The following is a 14333-nucleotide window of genomic DNA, read 5'->3' on the forward strand; positions in this document are numbered from 1 at the left end:
TCAACAACCAGAGGGAACACCCCAGAGGGAACACCAATGAACCTGAACCGTCGCAATCTCATTCTTCTCGCCGCCGCCATCGGCATCGCCGCTGGTCCTGCCGCCGCTTATGCCGCCGACGTGCTCAATGTCGGCGCCTACCCGACCAATCCGCCCTTCGAGTACAAGAACGAGAGCGGCACCTTCGAGGGCTTTGAAGTCGACATCGTCAACGAAGCGGCAAAGCGCGTCGGCATGACCACCGATATCGCCGACCTCGGCTTCCAGGCGCTGTTCGCCGCCACCACCTCGAAGCGCATCGATGTCGCCATCTCGTCGATCACCATCACGCCGGAGCGGCTGAAGTCGCAGTCGTTCACGCAGCCCTATTATGATTCCGACATGGGCATCGCCACCAAGACCGACAGCCCGATCAAGGCCGAAGCCGACCTCAAGGGCAAGATCGTCGGCGTGCTGTCCGGCTCGACCGGCGAAAGCTGGGTCAAGGCGCATCAGGAAGCCGACGGCTTCAGCGACGTGAAGGGCTACGACACGCAGCAGAACCTGCTGCTCGATCTCAGCGCCGGTCGCGTCGATGCGGCTGTCAGCGACATTCCGGGCATGCAGTATTCCTTCACCAAGATGAAGGACCTGACGGTCAAGGAGCGCATCAAGACTGGTGAGCAGTACGGCCTGATGATGACCAAGGACCACCCGCTGCTCGGCAAGCTGAACGACGCGCTGACCGCGATGAAGAAGGACGGCACGCTGGCCGCCATCCACAAGAAGTGGTTCGGCAGCGACGCGCCGGCCGATTCCTCGACCGTCAAGGAAATGCCATTGCCGAAGGCCTGAGCGGCGACTGACAGAACGCAGGCGTGCCGGCTCGAAAGGCCGGCACGTCCCGTTTTCATCGATGATCCTTCCCGGAGCCGCAGCCGATGCGGCGAAACCGATTTCGGTGTTCGGGTCTTGCTCTCGCGTCACGGGACGCAAAACGGTTCGGGAACGCTCCCATGTCGCTGCTGGACACCTTCTTCAACCCCGATGTCATCATGTCCAGCCTGCCGGCGCTGCTGCGCGGCTTCCTGAACACGCTGCTGCTCGGCATCCTGAGCATCGGCATCGGCATCCCCATCGGCCTGGGAATCAGCCTGGTGCGGCTCTACGCGCCAAAGCCGCTGCGGTGGCTCGCAGTCGGCTACACCGACATCTTCCGTGCCTTACCGGTGCTGGTCGTGCTGATCCTGATCTACTACGCGCTGCCGTTCCTCGGCATCCGCCTGTCGTCCTGGGCCTCCGCGGTGACGGCGTTCGCCTTCATCATGTCGGCCTATTCGGCCGAGGTGTTCCGCTCCGGCATCGAGAGCATCCCGCGCGGCCAGTTCGAGGCGTCGCAGGCGCTTGGCCTGCCGTTCCTGCTGACCTTGCGCAAGGTGGTGCTGCCGCAAGCGATCCGCGTGGTCATCCCGCCGATGACAAGCAACTGCGTCTCGATGTTCAAGGACACCTCGCTCGCCTCGACCGTGGCGCTGCCGGAACTCCTGAAGGAAGCGACCAATGCGCAGTCGCTCTACGCCAACCCGTCGCCGCTGATCGGCGCAGCACTTGTCTATCTCATCTTCCTCTGGCCGATGGTCCGCCTCGTCAGCCTGCTTGAGGAACGCTTCAAGACCGAGAAGACGCGCTGACCTCGCCAACCGATCCCACCCGCCAAGCACTTCGCAGGAGCCTGCCCGTGAACAAGCATCAAACCGACAATGCGAACGCCACCGCGTTCCCCGTCGACACCATCCGCGCCATGTTTCCAGCCCTGCAGCGGGCCGGCGATTTCATCTTCATGGACAATGCCGCCGGTGCGCAGATCCCGCAAAGCGTGCTCGACGCGGTGACCAACCATCTGGTTTCGCATAATGTGCAGCGCGGCGGCCGCTATGGCCGCAGCGTCACCGTCGACCAGTCGGTCGCCGATGCGCGCGAGAGCGTGGCGCTGCTGATCAATGCCACCAGCCCGGCCGAAATCTGCTTCGGCATGAACGCCACCTCGTTCATCCGCCTGGTCAGCCTCGGCATCGGTCAGATGCTTTCCAAACATCCAGATGAGGGGCGCGACGAGATTGTCATCACCGACATGGACCACGATGCCAACATCGCCACCTGGCTGGCGCTGGAGTCCGCCGGCGCCAAGTTCAAATGGTGGCGGATGCGCGAGGACGGCAATCTGCATGTCGACGATCTGCGGCCGCTGGTTTCCGACCGCACCCGCCTCGTCGCCTGCACGGTCACGGCGCATTCGATCGGCTCGATCGTCGACGTCGCTTCCGTTGCCAGGATCGCCCACGCGGCCGGCGCGGAGGTATTCCTCGACTGCGTGCACTACGGGCCGCACGGGCTGATCGACGTGCAGGCCTGGGACTGCGACTACCTCGTCTGTTCCGGTTACAAGAATTTCTCGCCGCATATGGGCTTCCTGTGGGGCCGCTTCGAAACGCTGAAGCGGCTGCCGACCTTCCGCGAGGATTTCATCCCCGACGAGCCACCCTACAAGGTTGAGGCCGGCACCTTCATCTACGAGAACGTCTCGGGCATGGATGCGGCCGTGCAGTATCTCGAACTGATCGGCCGCAATCTCGCGCCATCCAACAACCGCTCGCGCCGCGACAACATCGTCGCCGGCATGGGCGCCATCCGCGACTATGAGCTGCTGCTGGCGCGCGAGATGCTCGCCGTGCTCAAGGATTGCGGCGCGACGATCTACGGCGTTGCCGACGAAGCCCGCATCACCGAACGCGTACCGACCTTCTGCTTCAACATCGGCAAGCTGTCCCCGCAAAGGATCGTCGAGGAAATGGCCGACATGCAGATCGGCATCCGCGACGGCCACATGTACGCGCCGCGGCTGATGAAGCGGCTCAACCTCTCGATGGACAGCGGCGCCATCCGCGCCTCGCTGGTCCATTACAACACTGTCGAAGAGGTCAGGCGCTTCGGCGAGGCGCTGCGCGCCATCATCGCCAAGCTGTCGTAAGCGGCTTGGCCTAAAGCGCGTCGCGTCGAAACGGATTCATGCGACGCGCTTTAAGTCTTTGTTTCCATGCATGTCGTTGCCTCAAAACCGGGGCCACTTTTGAGCGACATGCATTAGGGTGTGTTGAGAGTCAGGTCAGGCCGAGTCGAGAATGTTGGCTTCCGAGAACCGGGGCGGAGCGTACTTAAAGTACGTGAGCACCGGAAGCGCAGGAAGCCGCCATTCGCAGGCCGGCCTCACCTGAATATCGGCACGCCCGGTCAGGCGGCCTTCTTTTTGGCCAGCCTCGCCTTGATCGAGGCGACGTCGGCGCGCGGCGTCGCCGCGAAAAGCGTCCTGGTGTAGCTGTGCTTGGGGTCGGCGAAGACCTCCTCGCGCGAGCCGTATTCGACCGCCTCGCCGAAATACATCACCATCACATCGTCGGCGATATAGCGCACCACGGACAGGTCGTGGCTGATGAAGACATAGGTCAGCTGGAACTCGTCCTGCAGGTCGGCGAGCAGGTTCAGCACCTGCGCCTGCACCGACAGATCGAGCGCCGAGACCGGCTCGTCGAGCACCAGCAGGCTTGGGTTGAGCATCAGCGCGCGGGCAATGGCGATGCGCTGCCGCTGGCCACCCGAGAACATGTGCGGATAGCGGTTGTAGTGCTCGGGTCCGAGACCGACCTTCTTCAGCATCTTCATGGCCAGGTCGCGCCGCTCGGCGGCCGGCTTGTCGGTGTTGATCAGCAGCGGTTCGCCGAGCACGTCGCCGATCTTCTGGCGCGGATTGAGCGACCCGTAGGGGTTCTGGAAGACGATCTGCACCTTGCGGCGCATTTCCTTCGTCAATCCGTTCTTGGCGATGTCGACCTTGTTGCCGTCGATGAACAACTCGCCCGATGTTGCCGGATCGATCAGCGTGATGATGCGGGCAAGCGTCGACTTGCCACAGCCGCTTTCGCCGACGATGGCCAGCGTCTTGCCCTTGTCAACGCTGAAGGAGACGCCCTTGACCGCGTGCACCGTGCGCTGGCCGCGGAACAGGCCGCCACCGATATGGTAGTCGCGCACGATGTTCTTGCCTTCTACGACCTTGATGCTCATGCGGCGGCTCCCGAGGGCGCCGGCTCGAAGAGCATGTCGGACACGGTTGGTAGCCGGTCGCCGACGGCATTCTCCGGCAGTGCCGACAAAAGCGCGCGCGTGTAGTTGCTTTTCGGCGATTCAAACAGCGACAACACGTCGGCCTCTTCCATCTTGCGGCCCTTGTATTGGACGATGACACGGTCGGCGGTCTCGGCCACCACGCCCATATTGTGGGTGATCATGATCAGGCCCATGCCGTATTTAGCCTGCAGCGAGACCAGCAGATCGAGGATCTGTTTCTGGATGGTGACGTCGAGCGCGGTCGTCGGCTCGTCGGCAATCAGCAGCTTCGGATTGCAGGCAATGGCGATGGCGATCATGACGCGCTGGCACTGGCCGCCCGACATCTGGTGCGGGAACGAATTCAGCCGGTCGGCCGGCTCAGAAATGCCGACCTGCTGCAGAAGTTCGATGGCGCGGGCCCGGCGCTGCGCACCGTCCATACCCATATGGAAACGCAGCACCTCCTCGATCTGGAAGCCGATGGTGAAGCAGGGATTGAGGCTGGCCATCGGCTCCTGGAAGATCATCGACATGTCCTTACCGACGATCTTGCGGCGGTCGGCCGGGCTCATCTTCAGAAGATCGCGGCCATTGAAGCTCATGCGGTCGGCGGTGACCGTGGCCGTCCACGGCAGCAGGCCCATCACCGCCAGCATCGAGACCGACTTGCCGGAGCCGGATTCACCGACGATGGCCAGCACTTCGCGCTCGTCGACATGCAGCGAGACGCCGTCGACCGCCCGGAACGAACCTGACGCGGTCTGGAATTCGACGACGAGATTCTGGATCTCGAGCAGCGCCATCACGATCTCCTCAGTTTCGGATCGAGCGCGTCGCGCAGACCGTCGCCGATCAGATTGATGGCGAGCACGGTGATCAGGATCGCAAGGCCGGGGAAGGTCACCACCCACCAGGCGCGCAGGATGAATTCACGCGCCGAAGCGAGCATCGTGCCCCATTCCGGCGTCGGCGGCTGGGCACCGAGGCCGAGGAAGCCGAGGGCAGCCGCTTCGAGAATGGCGTTGGAGAACGACAAGGTGCCCTGGACGATCAGCGGTCCCAGGCAATTCGGCAGGATGGTGCGAAGCATCAGCCTGATATGGCCGGCGCCGGCAACCTTTGCCGCCACGACATATTCGCGGCTCTTCTCCGCCATCACGGCAGCGCGCACCAGCCGTGCGAAATGCGGCTGCAGGACAAGCGCAATAGCCAGCATCGCATTGAACAGGCCGGGGCCAAGGATGGTGACCAGGACGAGCGCCAGGAGCAGCGACGGGAACGCCAGGATGAGGTCCATCAAGCGCATGATCGCCACGTCGACCCAGCCGCGAAAATAGCCGGCCAGCAGACCGAGCGTGATGCCGCCGGTGAGCGCCAGCGTGACCACGACCGCGCCGATGAGCAGCGAAAAGCGCGCGCCGTAGAGCAGGCGCGAAAGGATGTCGCGGCCGACCGGATCGGTGCCGAGCAGATATTGCGCGCTGCCGCCGGCCTGCCAGGCCGGAGGCCTGAGAAACGCGGTCTTGTCCTGAATGTCGGGAGCATGGGGCGCGAGCAGCGGCGCAAACAGCGCCGCCAGCACCAGCAGGATGAAGACGAACAGGCCGATTACGGCGCCACGATTGACCGAGAAATAGTGCCAGAAGGTCCTGAAGCCGGTCAGGCGGTCAGGGTTGCCGGCGGCCATTGGGGCGATTTCGGTCGACTGGCTCATCACGCGGCCCGTATGCGCGGGTTGATGACGGCGTAGAGCACGTCGACGATGAGGTTCACGGCCATGACGATGAGGGCGATCAAAAGCAAACCTGACTGCACGACGACATAGTCGCGCTTGAAGATGGAATCGACCATCCACTTGCCGATGCCCGGCCAGGCAAAGATGGTTTCGGTGAGGATGGCGCCGGCAAGCAGCGTGCCGACCTGCAGGCCGATGGTGGTGACCACAGGGATGAGCGCATTGCGCAACGCATGCAGGCCGACCACCCTCGACGGCGACAGGCCCTTGGCGCGCGCCGTGCGGACATAGTCCTCACCGAGAACTTCCAGCATGGCCGAACGCGTCTGGCGGGCGATCACCGCCAGCGGAATGGTGCCGAGCACGATCGCCGGCAGCACCAGGTGGCTCAACGCCGAGCGGAACGCATCCCATTTGCCATAGAGTAAGGTATCAATGGTCATGAAGCCGGTGATCGGCTTGAAGAAGAACTGCAGGCCGATGCGGCCCGAAACCGGTGTCCAGCCGAGGTAGCCGGAGAAGAAGATGATCAGCAGCAGGCCCCACCAGAAGATCGGCATGGAATAGCCGACGAGCGCCGTGCCCATGAGCGACTGATCGAACCACGAGCCGCGCTTGACCGCCGCGAAGATGCCGGCTGGAATGCCGAGCACCATGGCGAAAATCATGGCGAAGAACGACAGTTCCATCGTTGCCGGAAAGAGGATCTTGAACTCTTCCATCACCGGGCGCTTGGACGAGATCGAGACCCCGAAATCACCGGTCACGACCTCACCGACATAGCGTGCATATTGCTGCCAGATTGGCAGATTGTAGCCGAACTGTTCCTTGAGCTCCTCGTAACGCGCCGGCGCCACGCCGTGTTCGCCGGCCATGGCAAGGATGGGATCGCCAGGCAGCAGCCTGACGAAGGCGAAGGCACAGATGGTGATGCCGACAAGCGTCGGGATCAAAAGTGCAATTCTGTGGAGTATATATTTGAGCATGGCGAAGGGGGCGGCGCTCTATGGCGCCGCCCCACTCAATTTCTTATTCGGCTTTGTCGACGCCGTCGAAGCGGTGAATGCCGAGCGGGTCCATCATGAACCCGCTGACATTCTTGCGCACGACTGCGTAGACTTGGCTATGTGCCAGCAGGAAGGCCGGAGCCTGCTTCTGGAAGACCACCTGCGCCTGTTCGTAAAGCTTGGTGCGTTCAGCCTGGTCACTGGTCTTCTTGGCCTTCTGGATCAGGTCCTCGAAGTCCTTGTCGCACCAGCTCGAGTAGTTGGAGACACCGATGGCGGAGCAGGCGAACAGGGTGGCGAAGAAGTTGTCCGGATCGCCATTGTCGCCGGTCCAGCCGATCTGGAAGGCGCCGGGACGGTCCTTCTTCTTGCCCTCAGAGCGATACTTGGTCCACTCGTAGTTGACGATCTCAGCCTTGACGCCGACCTTGGCCCAGTCGGCCTGGATCAATTCGGCGGCACGCTGGAAGTTCGGGTTGTAGGGACGAACGCGATCGGAAGCCCAAAGCTGGATTTCCGTCAGCCCGGCAGCGGCCAGCACCTTCTTGGCCGCTTCCGGATCGTAGGAATCGGACTTCACATCCTTGTCCCACGACCACATGGTCGGCGGGATCAGGTTTACGGCCGGCGTGGCGCCCGCATCCTGGAACAGCGACTTGATCAGCGATTCCCGATCGATGGCCTGATTGAGTGCATGGCGCACCTCAGGCTTGTCGAGTGGCGGGATGGTGGTGTTGTAGCTCATGTAGCCGATGTTCAGGCCGGCCTGATCCATCAGGGTCACGTCCTGGCTGGCCTTGATCGTGCCGATGTCGGCAGGATTCGGATAGGGCGCGATGTCGCATTCGCCGGCAAGCACCTTCTGGATGCGCGCGGTCGCGTCAGGGGTGATGGCGAAGACGAGATCGTCGATCTTCTCCTTGCCCTTGAAATAGTCCGGGTTGGCCGCATAGCGGATGACCGAATCCAGCTGGTAATCGACGAACTGGAACGGACCGGTGCCGATCGGCTTGGTGGAGAAATCGGCCATCTTGCCGGACTTCTCGAGTTGGTCGGCATATTCCTTCGACACGATCGAGGCGAAGTCCATGCCGAGATTGGCCAACATCGGTGCATTCGGCTCGGTCAGCGTCAGCTTGACGGTCAGGTCGTCGACCTTTTCCCATTTGGCGACGTATTTCGGCATGTCCATGCCGGTGTAGTAGTCCCAGGTCAGGTTGGGCAGATACTTGTCACCGTTCCAGGGATTCGCCTTGTTGAACTGACGATCGAAAGAGAAGACCACGTCATCCGCATTGAGGTCGCGGGTCGGCTTGAAAAAATCGGTGGTCTGGAACTTCACGCCCGGATGCAGGTGGAAGGTATAGACCAAGCCGTCGTCGGAGATTTCCCACTTGTCGGCGAGACCGGGCTCGACCTCGGTACCGCCATGCTTGAATTCGACCAAGCGCGAATAGACGGTACGCGACGAGGCATCGAAGTCGTTGCCGCCCGTCGTCGTACCCGGATCAAAATTGGCCGGCGACGCTTCCGAGCAATAGACAAGCGTCTTTGCATTGGCCATGCCGCCCAGGACGCTTGCGGCCAGCAACGCGGCCGCAAAAGCGAGTTTCTTTTTCATTGAGCACTCCCTGATGTTCTTCCAAGCCCCTCTATCAGGCTCGCGAAGCGCGCATATAAGCACCGTTTTTCCGGCTTTGGAACACCCCGTTTGCTTACCCCGCGGGAAGCAGGAAAAAAATCCGCGATTTTGCTAAATGGCAGAAAAAATTAGCAGTTTTTTCCATTCACGGGATTATTAACGACCGCATTTTTTTATTGATCGCCGATCTGGCGATATCGACGCCGCGCCGGCCTTCGCCCGGCCGAGGGTGCGGCAGGATACCGGCTCGCAATGTCGTCGGCAGGAAAGATTTTCGGCGGCAAATCTTTCGCCGCCTTGCCGCAAGGGCAAGACTTGCACCGCCGCCGATAGAGGCAATACATAGATGATAATCCAGGCAGCAGTGGAGGACGTCTCTGTCAATTCGGGGGCGAGCGCGGCACGGACGAACAAGAATTATCCAGGGAGGAACGGGTGGCAAAAGCATCAAAGACGATGGCGCCGGTGAAAGCGGGAGCCAAGGCGGCTCCCAAGGCAGCCGCCGCCGCGGTCAAGCCGAAAGCGCCCGTTGCCAAAGCCGCCGCGGCCAAGCCGAAGGCGGCCACCGTACCCGTGAAGGCAAGCACAAAGCCGGCGGTCAAAGCCCCGGCCAAGCCTGCCGCCGGAAAGACGACGTCCGCGGCAAAGCGCGCCACTGCCAAGCCCGTCACTGCCAAGCCCGCCGCCGCCGAGCCAGTGGCGGCGGCTGCAGCGGCGAAGGCCCCACCGGCAGCGAAGCCGGCCGTGGCCTCGCGATTGCCGAAGGTGCTGACGGCGCTTGCAGCCGGCCTGCCGGAAAAGCCATGGCTCAAAAGCTATCCGAAAAGCGTACCAGCTGAAATCGGCGCCTTGCCCTACAGCTCGATCGGCGATTTCCTGGTCGCCGCCTGCAAGCAATTTTCCGCCCAGCCCGCCTTCACCTGCATGGACAAGTCTATCAGCTATGCCGATGTCGAACGGCTGTCGGCGGCCTTCGGCGCATTTCTGCAATCGAAGGGACTGAAAAAGGGCGCACGCGTTGCCCTGATGATGCCCAACGTGCTGCAATACCCGGTGGCGATGATGGCCGTCTTGCGCGCCGGCTATGTCGTGGTGAACATCAATCCGCTCTACACGCCGCGTGAATTGGAACATCAGCTCAAGGATTCCGGCGCACAAGCCATCGTCATCCTGGAGAATTTCGCCAACACCTTGCAGGCGGTGATCGCCAGGACGGCGGTCAAGCATGTCGTGATCGCCGCGATGGGCGACATGCTCGGCGGACTGAAGGGCACGATCGTCAATTTCGTCGTGCGCCGGGTGAAGAAAATGGTGCCGGCATGGTCGCTGCCCGGCCATGTCAAGTTCAACGCCGCCGTGAAGGCCGGCGGCGGCGTGGGCTTCAAGCCAGCCAAGGTGGCGGCCGACGATGTCGCCTTCCTGCAATATACGGGCGGCACCACGGGCGTCTCGAAGGGTGCAACGCTGCTGCACAGCAACGTGCTGGCCAATGTCGTGCAGAACGCGCAGTGGATGGAAGACGCCTATACGATCAAGCCGAAACCGGCGCATCCGAACTTTATCTGCGCCCTGCCGCTCTATCATATCTTCGCGCTGACGGTGAACGCGCTGATGGGCATGCAGCAAGGCGCGCGCAATGTGCTCATTCCCAACCCGCGCGATATTCCCGGCTTCGTCAAGGAACTGCAGAAATATCCGATCCACATCTTTCCGGGCTTGAACACGCTGTTCAACGCACTGCTCAACAATGAGGACTTCCGCAAGCTCGACTTCAAGCCGCTGGTGCTGACGCTGGGCGGCGGCATGGCGGTGCAGAAGGGCGTCGCCGAACGCTGGAAGGCGCTGACGGGCTGTCCGGTGACCGAAGGCTACGGGCTGTCGGAAACCTCGCCGGTGGCCACCGCCAACAAGTTCAGCGCCAGCGACTTCACCGGCACCATCGGCCTGCCGCTGCCGTCGACGGAGATCGCCATCCGCGACGACGACGGCAACAATCTGCCGCTCGGCGAGGTCGGCGAAATCTGCATCCGGGGGCCGCAAGTGATGGCGGGCTACTGGAACCGGCCGGACGAGACCGCCAAGGTGATGACCAAGGACGGCTATTTCAAATCCGGCGACATGGGCTTCATGGACGAGCGCGGCTACACCAAGATCGTCGACCGCAAGAAGGACATGATCCTGGTCTCGGGCTTCAACGTCTATCCGAACGAGCTCGAGGAAGTGGTGGCGATGCATCCGGGCGTGCTCGAAGTGGCGGCGATCGGCGTGCCGGACGAGCATTCGGGCGAAGTGCCGAAGCTGTTCGTCGTCAAGAAGGATCCGGCGCTGACCGCAGAGGCGCTTATCGCCTTTTGCCGCGAGAACCTGACCGGCTACAAGCGGCCCAAATACATCGAATTCAGGACCGAACTGCCGAAGACGCCGGTCGGCAAGATCCTGCGGCGGGCGCTGCGCGAATGACGGCAGCCGACGGCGTGGGCGCCGTAGATGCACCTTGCCGTCCTGACCCGACTGAGTTCATCAGGGCGAACATGCGTATCGCCCCGGTGCCGTCGCTTCCCGAGATCAGGCTTTATACGGCTCATCCGGCGAGCGGCCTGAGGCGGCTTACCGATTCGAAGCAAAGCTCCGACGCTGACGACGACACGGTCGAGGCGGACGAAGATGGACCCGAGCCGCAGCCGCCCTACTGGGCCTATACCTGGGCCGGCGGCGCCGTGCTTGCGCGCTATATACTCGACCATCCGCAAACCGTGGCCGGTCGCCGCGTGCTCGACCTCGGCGCCGGTTCCGGCCTTGTCGGCATTGCTGCGGCCAAGGCCGGGGCGAGCGCGGTGATCGCCGCCGAGATAGACCGCAACGGCGTTGCCGCTCTCGCTCTCAACGCGGCGGCGAACGGCGTCGCGATGTCGGTCATGGCGCAGGATATTACCGGCGGACCGCCGCCCACGGTCGATGTCGTGACCGCCGGCGACGTCTTTTATGGACAGGACGTCGCCGACCGCGTCATGCCTTTCCTCGAGCGCTGCCTTGGCGCCGGTATCGAGGTTCTGGTCGGCGACCCGGGCCGCGCCTATCTGCCACGCCAGCGGCTGCGCCTGCTTGCCGAATACCAGGTGCCGGATTTCGGCCAGACGAAAGACAGCGCGCCGAAGAGCGGTGTCTTTCGTTTCGAGGGTATATCCGGCCGCTAGATCGTTTCCTTGACCCGTGCCGAAAGGAAGTCCGGCAGATCGGCAACGGAGTCCAGGATGACGTCAGCGATCCCGGCCAGCGATTCGCGGGTGCCGGTGCCGGAGAGCACGCCGATCGCCAGCCCGCAGCCGCCGGCCCTTGCCATTTCGAGATCATGGCGGTTGTCGCCGACCATGGCGATCGCCGATGGCGGCAAGCCGGTGAGATCGCTGAAGGCCAGGATGGTGTCGGGCGCCGGCTTCGGATTGGCGACCGCGTCGTAGCCATAGGCTGCGTCGAACAGCTGGGCGACGCCGAGCGTCACCAGCGTCTTTTCCGCGCCGCTGGTCGAATCGTTGGTGGCGACGCCAAGCCGGTAGGATTTCCTGTGCAGGGCAGTGAGCGTCTCGACGACGCCCGGCAGCGCCACCGCCATCGCCGAACCCTGCACCGAGGTGATCTCGTTGAAGCGGGCGACGGCAAGCATCTGGTCTTCGTCGGACAGGCGCGGAAACCACAGCTCGACGACATCCATATTGGTGCCCGAGGCAAAGATCGAATCGGGCTTGAAGCGTCTGTTGGCGAAATCGAAGCCGGCCGCGGCCAGCAGCCTATCGGCTTTCCAGCGATCGCCGTCGGACGCATCCATGGCCATGAAATCGGCAATGCCAAGCCAGGTCGCGTTGAAGTCGACAAGTGTCCCGTCCTTGTCGAACAATATTCCCTTGATGTCTGCCAAACTCTTCACTCCGATCCACGCAAATGCTGGATGTATCCCACCAGGCCAGCGGTCGAGGCATCCCGCTTCGCGGCACTTTCCTTGCCCTCCACGACAGGCAAGAGGCCGGTGGCCAGTTCCTTGCCGAGCTCGACGCCCCACTGGTCGAAGGAGTTGATTTTGAACAGCGTTCCCTCGACGAAGACGCGATGCTCGTAGAGCGCGATCAGCCGACCGAAGGTGCTCGGGTCGAGCTTGCGGTAAAGGATGGTCATCGAGGGCCGGTTGCCGGAGAAGACGCGGTGCGGGGCGATCTTGTCGACCTCGGCCGGCTTCATGCCCTTGGCCAGCATCTGGGCGCGTGCCTCCTCCAGCGTGCGGCCCTTCATCAACGCTTCCGACTGCGCCAGGCAGTTGGCGAGCAGCAGATCATGCTGATGCTTGAGGTCCGGCTCGTGGCCGACGGCCGCGGCGAGGAATTCGACCGGGATGAAATCGGTGCCCTGGTGCAGCAGCTGGAAGAAGGCATGCTGGCCGTTGGTGCCGGGCTCGCCCCAGACCAGCGGACCGGTGGGCGTTGTCACCGCCGTGCCTTCGAGGGTGACGCTCTTGCCGTTCGATTCCATGTCGAGCTGCTGCAGATAGGCCGGCAGCCGGGACAGGCGCTGGTCATAGGGGATGACGGCGCGCGCCGGGTATCCGCAGATCACGCGATGCCACCAGCCGACCAGCCCCAGCAGCACCGGCAGGTTCTCCTGCACGGGCGCGGTGCGGAAATGCTCGTCCATCTCGTGCGCGCCATCGAGGAAGGCGCGAAAATTCCTCGGGCCGACGGCGATCATCACCGGCAGGCCGATAGCACCCCAGAGCGAATAGCGGCCGCCGACCCAGTCCCAGAAGCCGAAGACGCGGTCGGCCGCGATGCCGAACCTGGCCACCAGGTCGAGCGCGGTCGAGACGGCGGCAAAATGCTTGCCGACCGCTTCCTTGCCGAGTGCTTCCTGGACCCATTTGCGCGCCGTCTCGGCATTGGTCATCGTCTCGACGGTGGTGAAGGTCTTGGAGGCGATGATGAAAAGCGTGGTTTCGGCCGACAGGCCCTTAAGCGTGTCGTGGATATGGGCGCCGTCGATGTTGGAGACGTAATGCGCGCGCGGCCCATCGTGATAGGGCGCCAGCGCCAGCGTCGCCATGGCCGGGCCGAGATCGGAGCCGCCGATGCCGATGTTGACGATATCGGTGATCTTCTTGCCGGTGGCGCCGGCCGCCTTGCCGGAGCGCACGGCATCGGCAAAGGCGCCCATCGCGTCGAGCACGGCAGTGACGTCCGCCTTGACGTCCTGGCCATCGACGGTGACGCCCTTGCCGGTCAGGTTGCGCAGCGCCGTGTGCAGCACGGCACGGTCTTCGGTGACGTTGATCTTCTTGCCGGCGAACATCGCCGCCCGGCGGCCTTCGAGATCGGCGGCCTTGGCGAGCTTCTCCAGCAGATCCATGGTGACCGCGTCGACCGCGCATTTCGACCAGTCGAGCAAAAGGTCGCCGTCGGTGGCGGAGAACGTCTTGAACCGCTGCGGATCGGCGGCGAAGGCCTGGCGCATGCTGGCTGGCGCCGCGGCGCGATGATCGCGCAAGGCGGCGAGCTGTTTCTGGAAGGCTGACTGATCCACTGGCGGGACTCCTGGCGTTTTCGACGCACCATATCAGACCGGATGTTTCCGGCGCGTGTCGTCGCGCCAAAACTAGTGAGCCGAATTCTGTCCGGTCAATACGGGGCGATGACGCGAATCGTCACGCGGGCGATGACGCAATCGTCACGCGGCGATGACGCAATCGCCACGCTGCGATGACGTACCTGCGTCATGCGGTGGGCGCAGTGCTGGATTTTCCGCCGAAGGATCACTGGCATAAATC

The 14333-nt window shown here is 63.0% G+C and carries 12 protein-coding genes; 5 read left to right on the top strand and 7 right to left on the bottom strand.

Annotated elements, in window-relative coordinates:
• The first annotated feature begins 36 nt into the window (after positions 1–36).
• The 3 genes from ACFFNA_RS04690 (at position 37) to ACFFNA_RS04700 (ending at position 3007) form a co-directional block, all read left to right on the top strand.
• Positions 37–834, top strand: a complete 798-nt coding sequence (locus tag ACFFNA_RS04690; protein ID WP_111544757.1) for an ABC transporter substrate-binding protein — start codon at positions 37–39, stop codon at positions 832–834.
• A gap of 161 nt (positions 835–995) precedes the next feature.
• Positions 996–1670, top strand: coding sequence for an amino acid ABC transporter permease (locus ACFFNA_RS04695; RefSeq protein ID WP_111544758.1), 675 nt, complete (start codon positions 996–998; stop codon positions 1668–1670).
• 47 nt (positions 1671–1717) lie between these two features.
• Positions 1718–3007 (top strand): cysteine desulfurase-like protein, encoded by a 1290-nt coding sequence (locus ACFFNA_RS04700; RefSeq protein ID WP_378915992.1) that lies wholly within the window; start codon positions 1718–1720, stop codon positions 3005–3007.
• 260 nt (positions 3008–3267) lie between these two features.
• Here ACFFNA_RS04700 and ACFFNA_RS04705 read toward each other — a convergent pair whose 3' ends face one another.
• Genes ACFFNA_RS04705 through ACFFNA_RS04725 form a run of 5 tightly spaced genes read right to left on the bottom strand, consistent with a single transcriptional unit; the run spans position 3268 to position 8506 of the window.
• On the bottom strand, positions 3268–4098 hold the full coding sequence (locus ACFFNA_RS04705) for a dipeptide ABC transporter ATP-binding protein (RefSeq protein ID WP_111544760.1): 831 nt from the start codon (positions 4096–4098) through the stop codon (positions 3268–3270).
• On the bottom strand, positions 4095–4946 hold the full coding sequence (locus tag ACFFNA_RS04710; RefSeq protein WP_111544761.1) for an ABC transporter ATP-binding protein: 852 nt from the start codon (positions 4944–4946) through the stop codon (positions 4095–4097). Before ACFFNA_RS04710 ends, ACFFNA_RS04705 begins: the two co-directional genes overlap by 4 nt.
• Positions 4946–5830 carry an ABC transporter permease subunit gene (locus ACFFNA_RS04715; RefSeq protein ID WP_245445963.1) on the bottom strand — a complete coding sequence of 295 codons (885 nt, stop codon included), beginning with the start codon at positions 5828–5830 and terminating at the stop codon, positions 4946–4948. Before ACFFNA_RS04715 ends, ACFFNA_RS04710 begins: the two co-directional genes overlap by 1 nt.
• Before the next feature lie 26 nt (positions 5831–5856).
• Complete coding sequence (locus ACFFNA_RS04720) at positions 5857–6864, bottom strand: ABC transporter permease subunit (protein WP_111544763.1); 1008 nt, start codon at positions 6862–6864, stop codon at positions 5857–5859.
• A gap of 43 nt (positions 6865–6907) precedes the next feature.
• Positions 6908–8506, bottom strand: coding sequence for an ABC transporter substrate-binding protein (locus tag ACFFNA_RS04725; RefSeq protein WP_378915995.1), 1599 nt, complete (start codon positions 8504–8506; stop codon positions 6908–6910).
• A gap of 456 nt (positions 8507–8962) precedes the next feature.
• Here ACFFNA_RS04725 and ACFFNA_RS04730 point away from each other — a divergent pair, with 456 nt between their 5' ends.
• Both ACFFNA_RS04730 and ACFFNA_RS04735 read left to right on the top strand, forming a co-directional pair.
• Positions 8963–10987 (top strand): long-chain fatty acid--CoA ligase, encoded by a 2025-nt coding sequence (locus ACFFNA_RS04730; protein ID WP_378915997.1) that lies wholly within the window; start codon positions 8963–8965, stop codon positions 10985–10987.
• Positions 10984–11721 carry a class I SAM-dependent methyltransferase gene (locus ACFFNA_RS04735; RefSeq protein ID WP_378915999.1) on the top strand — a complete coding sequence of 246 codons (738 nt, stop codon included), beginning with the start codon at positions 10984–10986 and terminating at the stop codon, positions 11719–11721. The genes ACFFNA_RS04730 and ACFFNA_RS04735 overlap by 4 nt, the downstream gene beginning before the upstream one ends.
• On the opposite strand, the gene ACFFNA_RS04740 is transcribed toward ACFFNA_RS04735, so the two are convergent.
• Complete coding sequence (locus ACFFNA_RS04740; RefSeq protein ID WP_111545391.1) at positions 11718–12440, bottom strand: HAD family hydrolase; 723 nt, start codon at positions 12438–12440, stop codon at positions 11718–11720. The two genes, ACFFNA_RS04735 and ACFFNA_RS04740, sit on opposite strands and share 4 nt — an antisense overlap.
• Positions 12441–12445: 5 nt before the next feature.
• Positions 12446–14089, bottom strand: coding sequence for a glucose-6-phosphate isomerase (gene pgi, locus ACFFNA_RS04745; protein ID WP_378916002.1), 1644 nt, complete (start codon positions 14087–14089; stop codon positions 12446–12448).
• Positions 14090–14333 lie beyond the last annotated feature (244 nt).

It is taken from the genome of Mesorhizobium kowhaii (assembly GCF_042431665.1).
GTDB lineage: Bacteria > Pseudomonadota > Alphaproteobacteria > Rhizobiales > Rhizobiaceae > Mesorhizobium > Mesorhizobium kowhaii.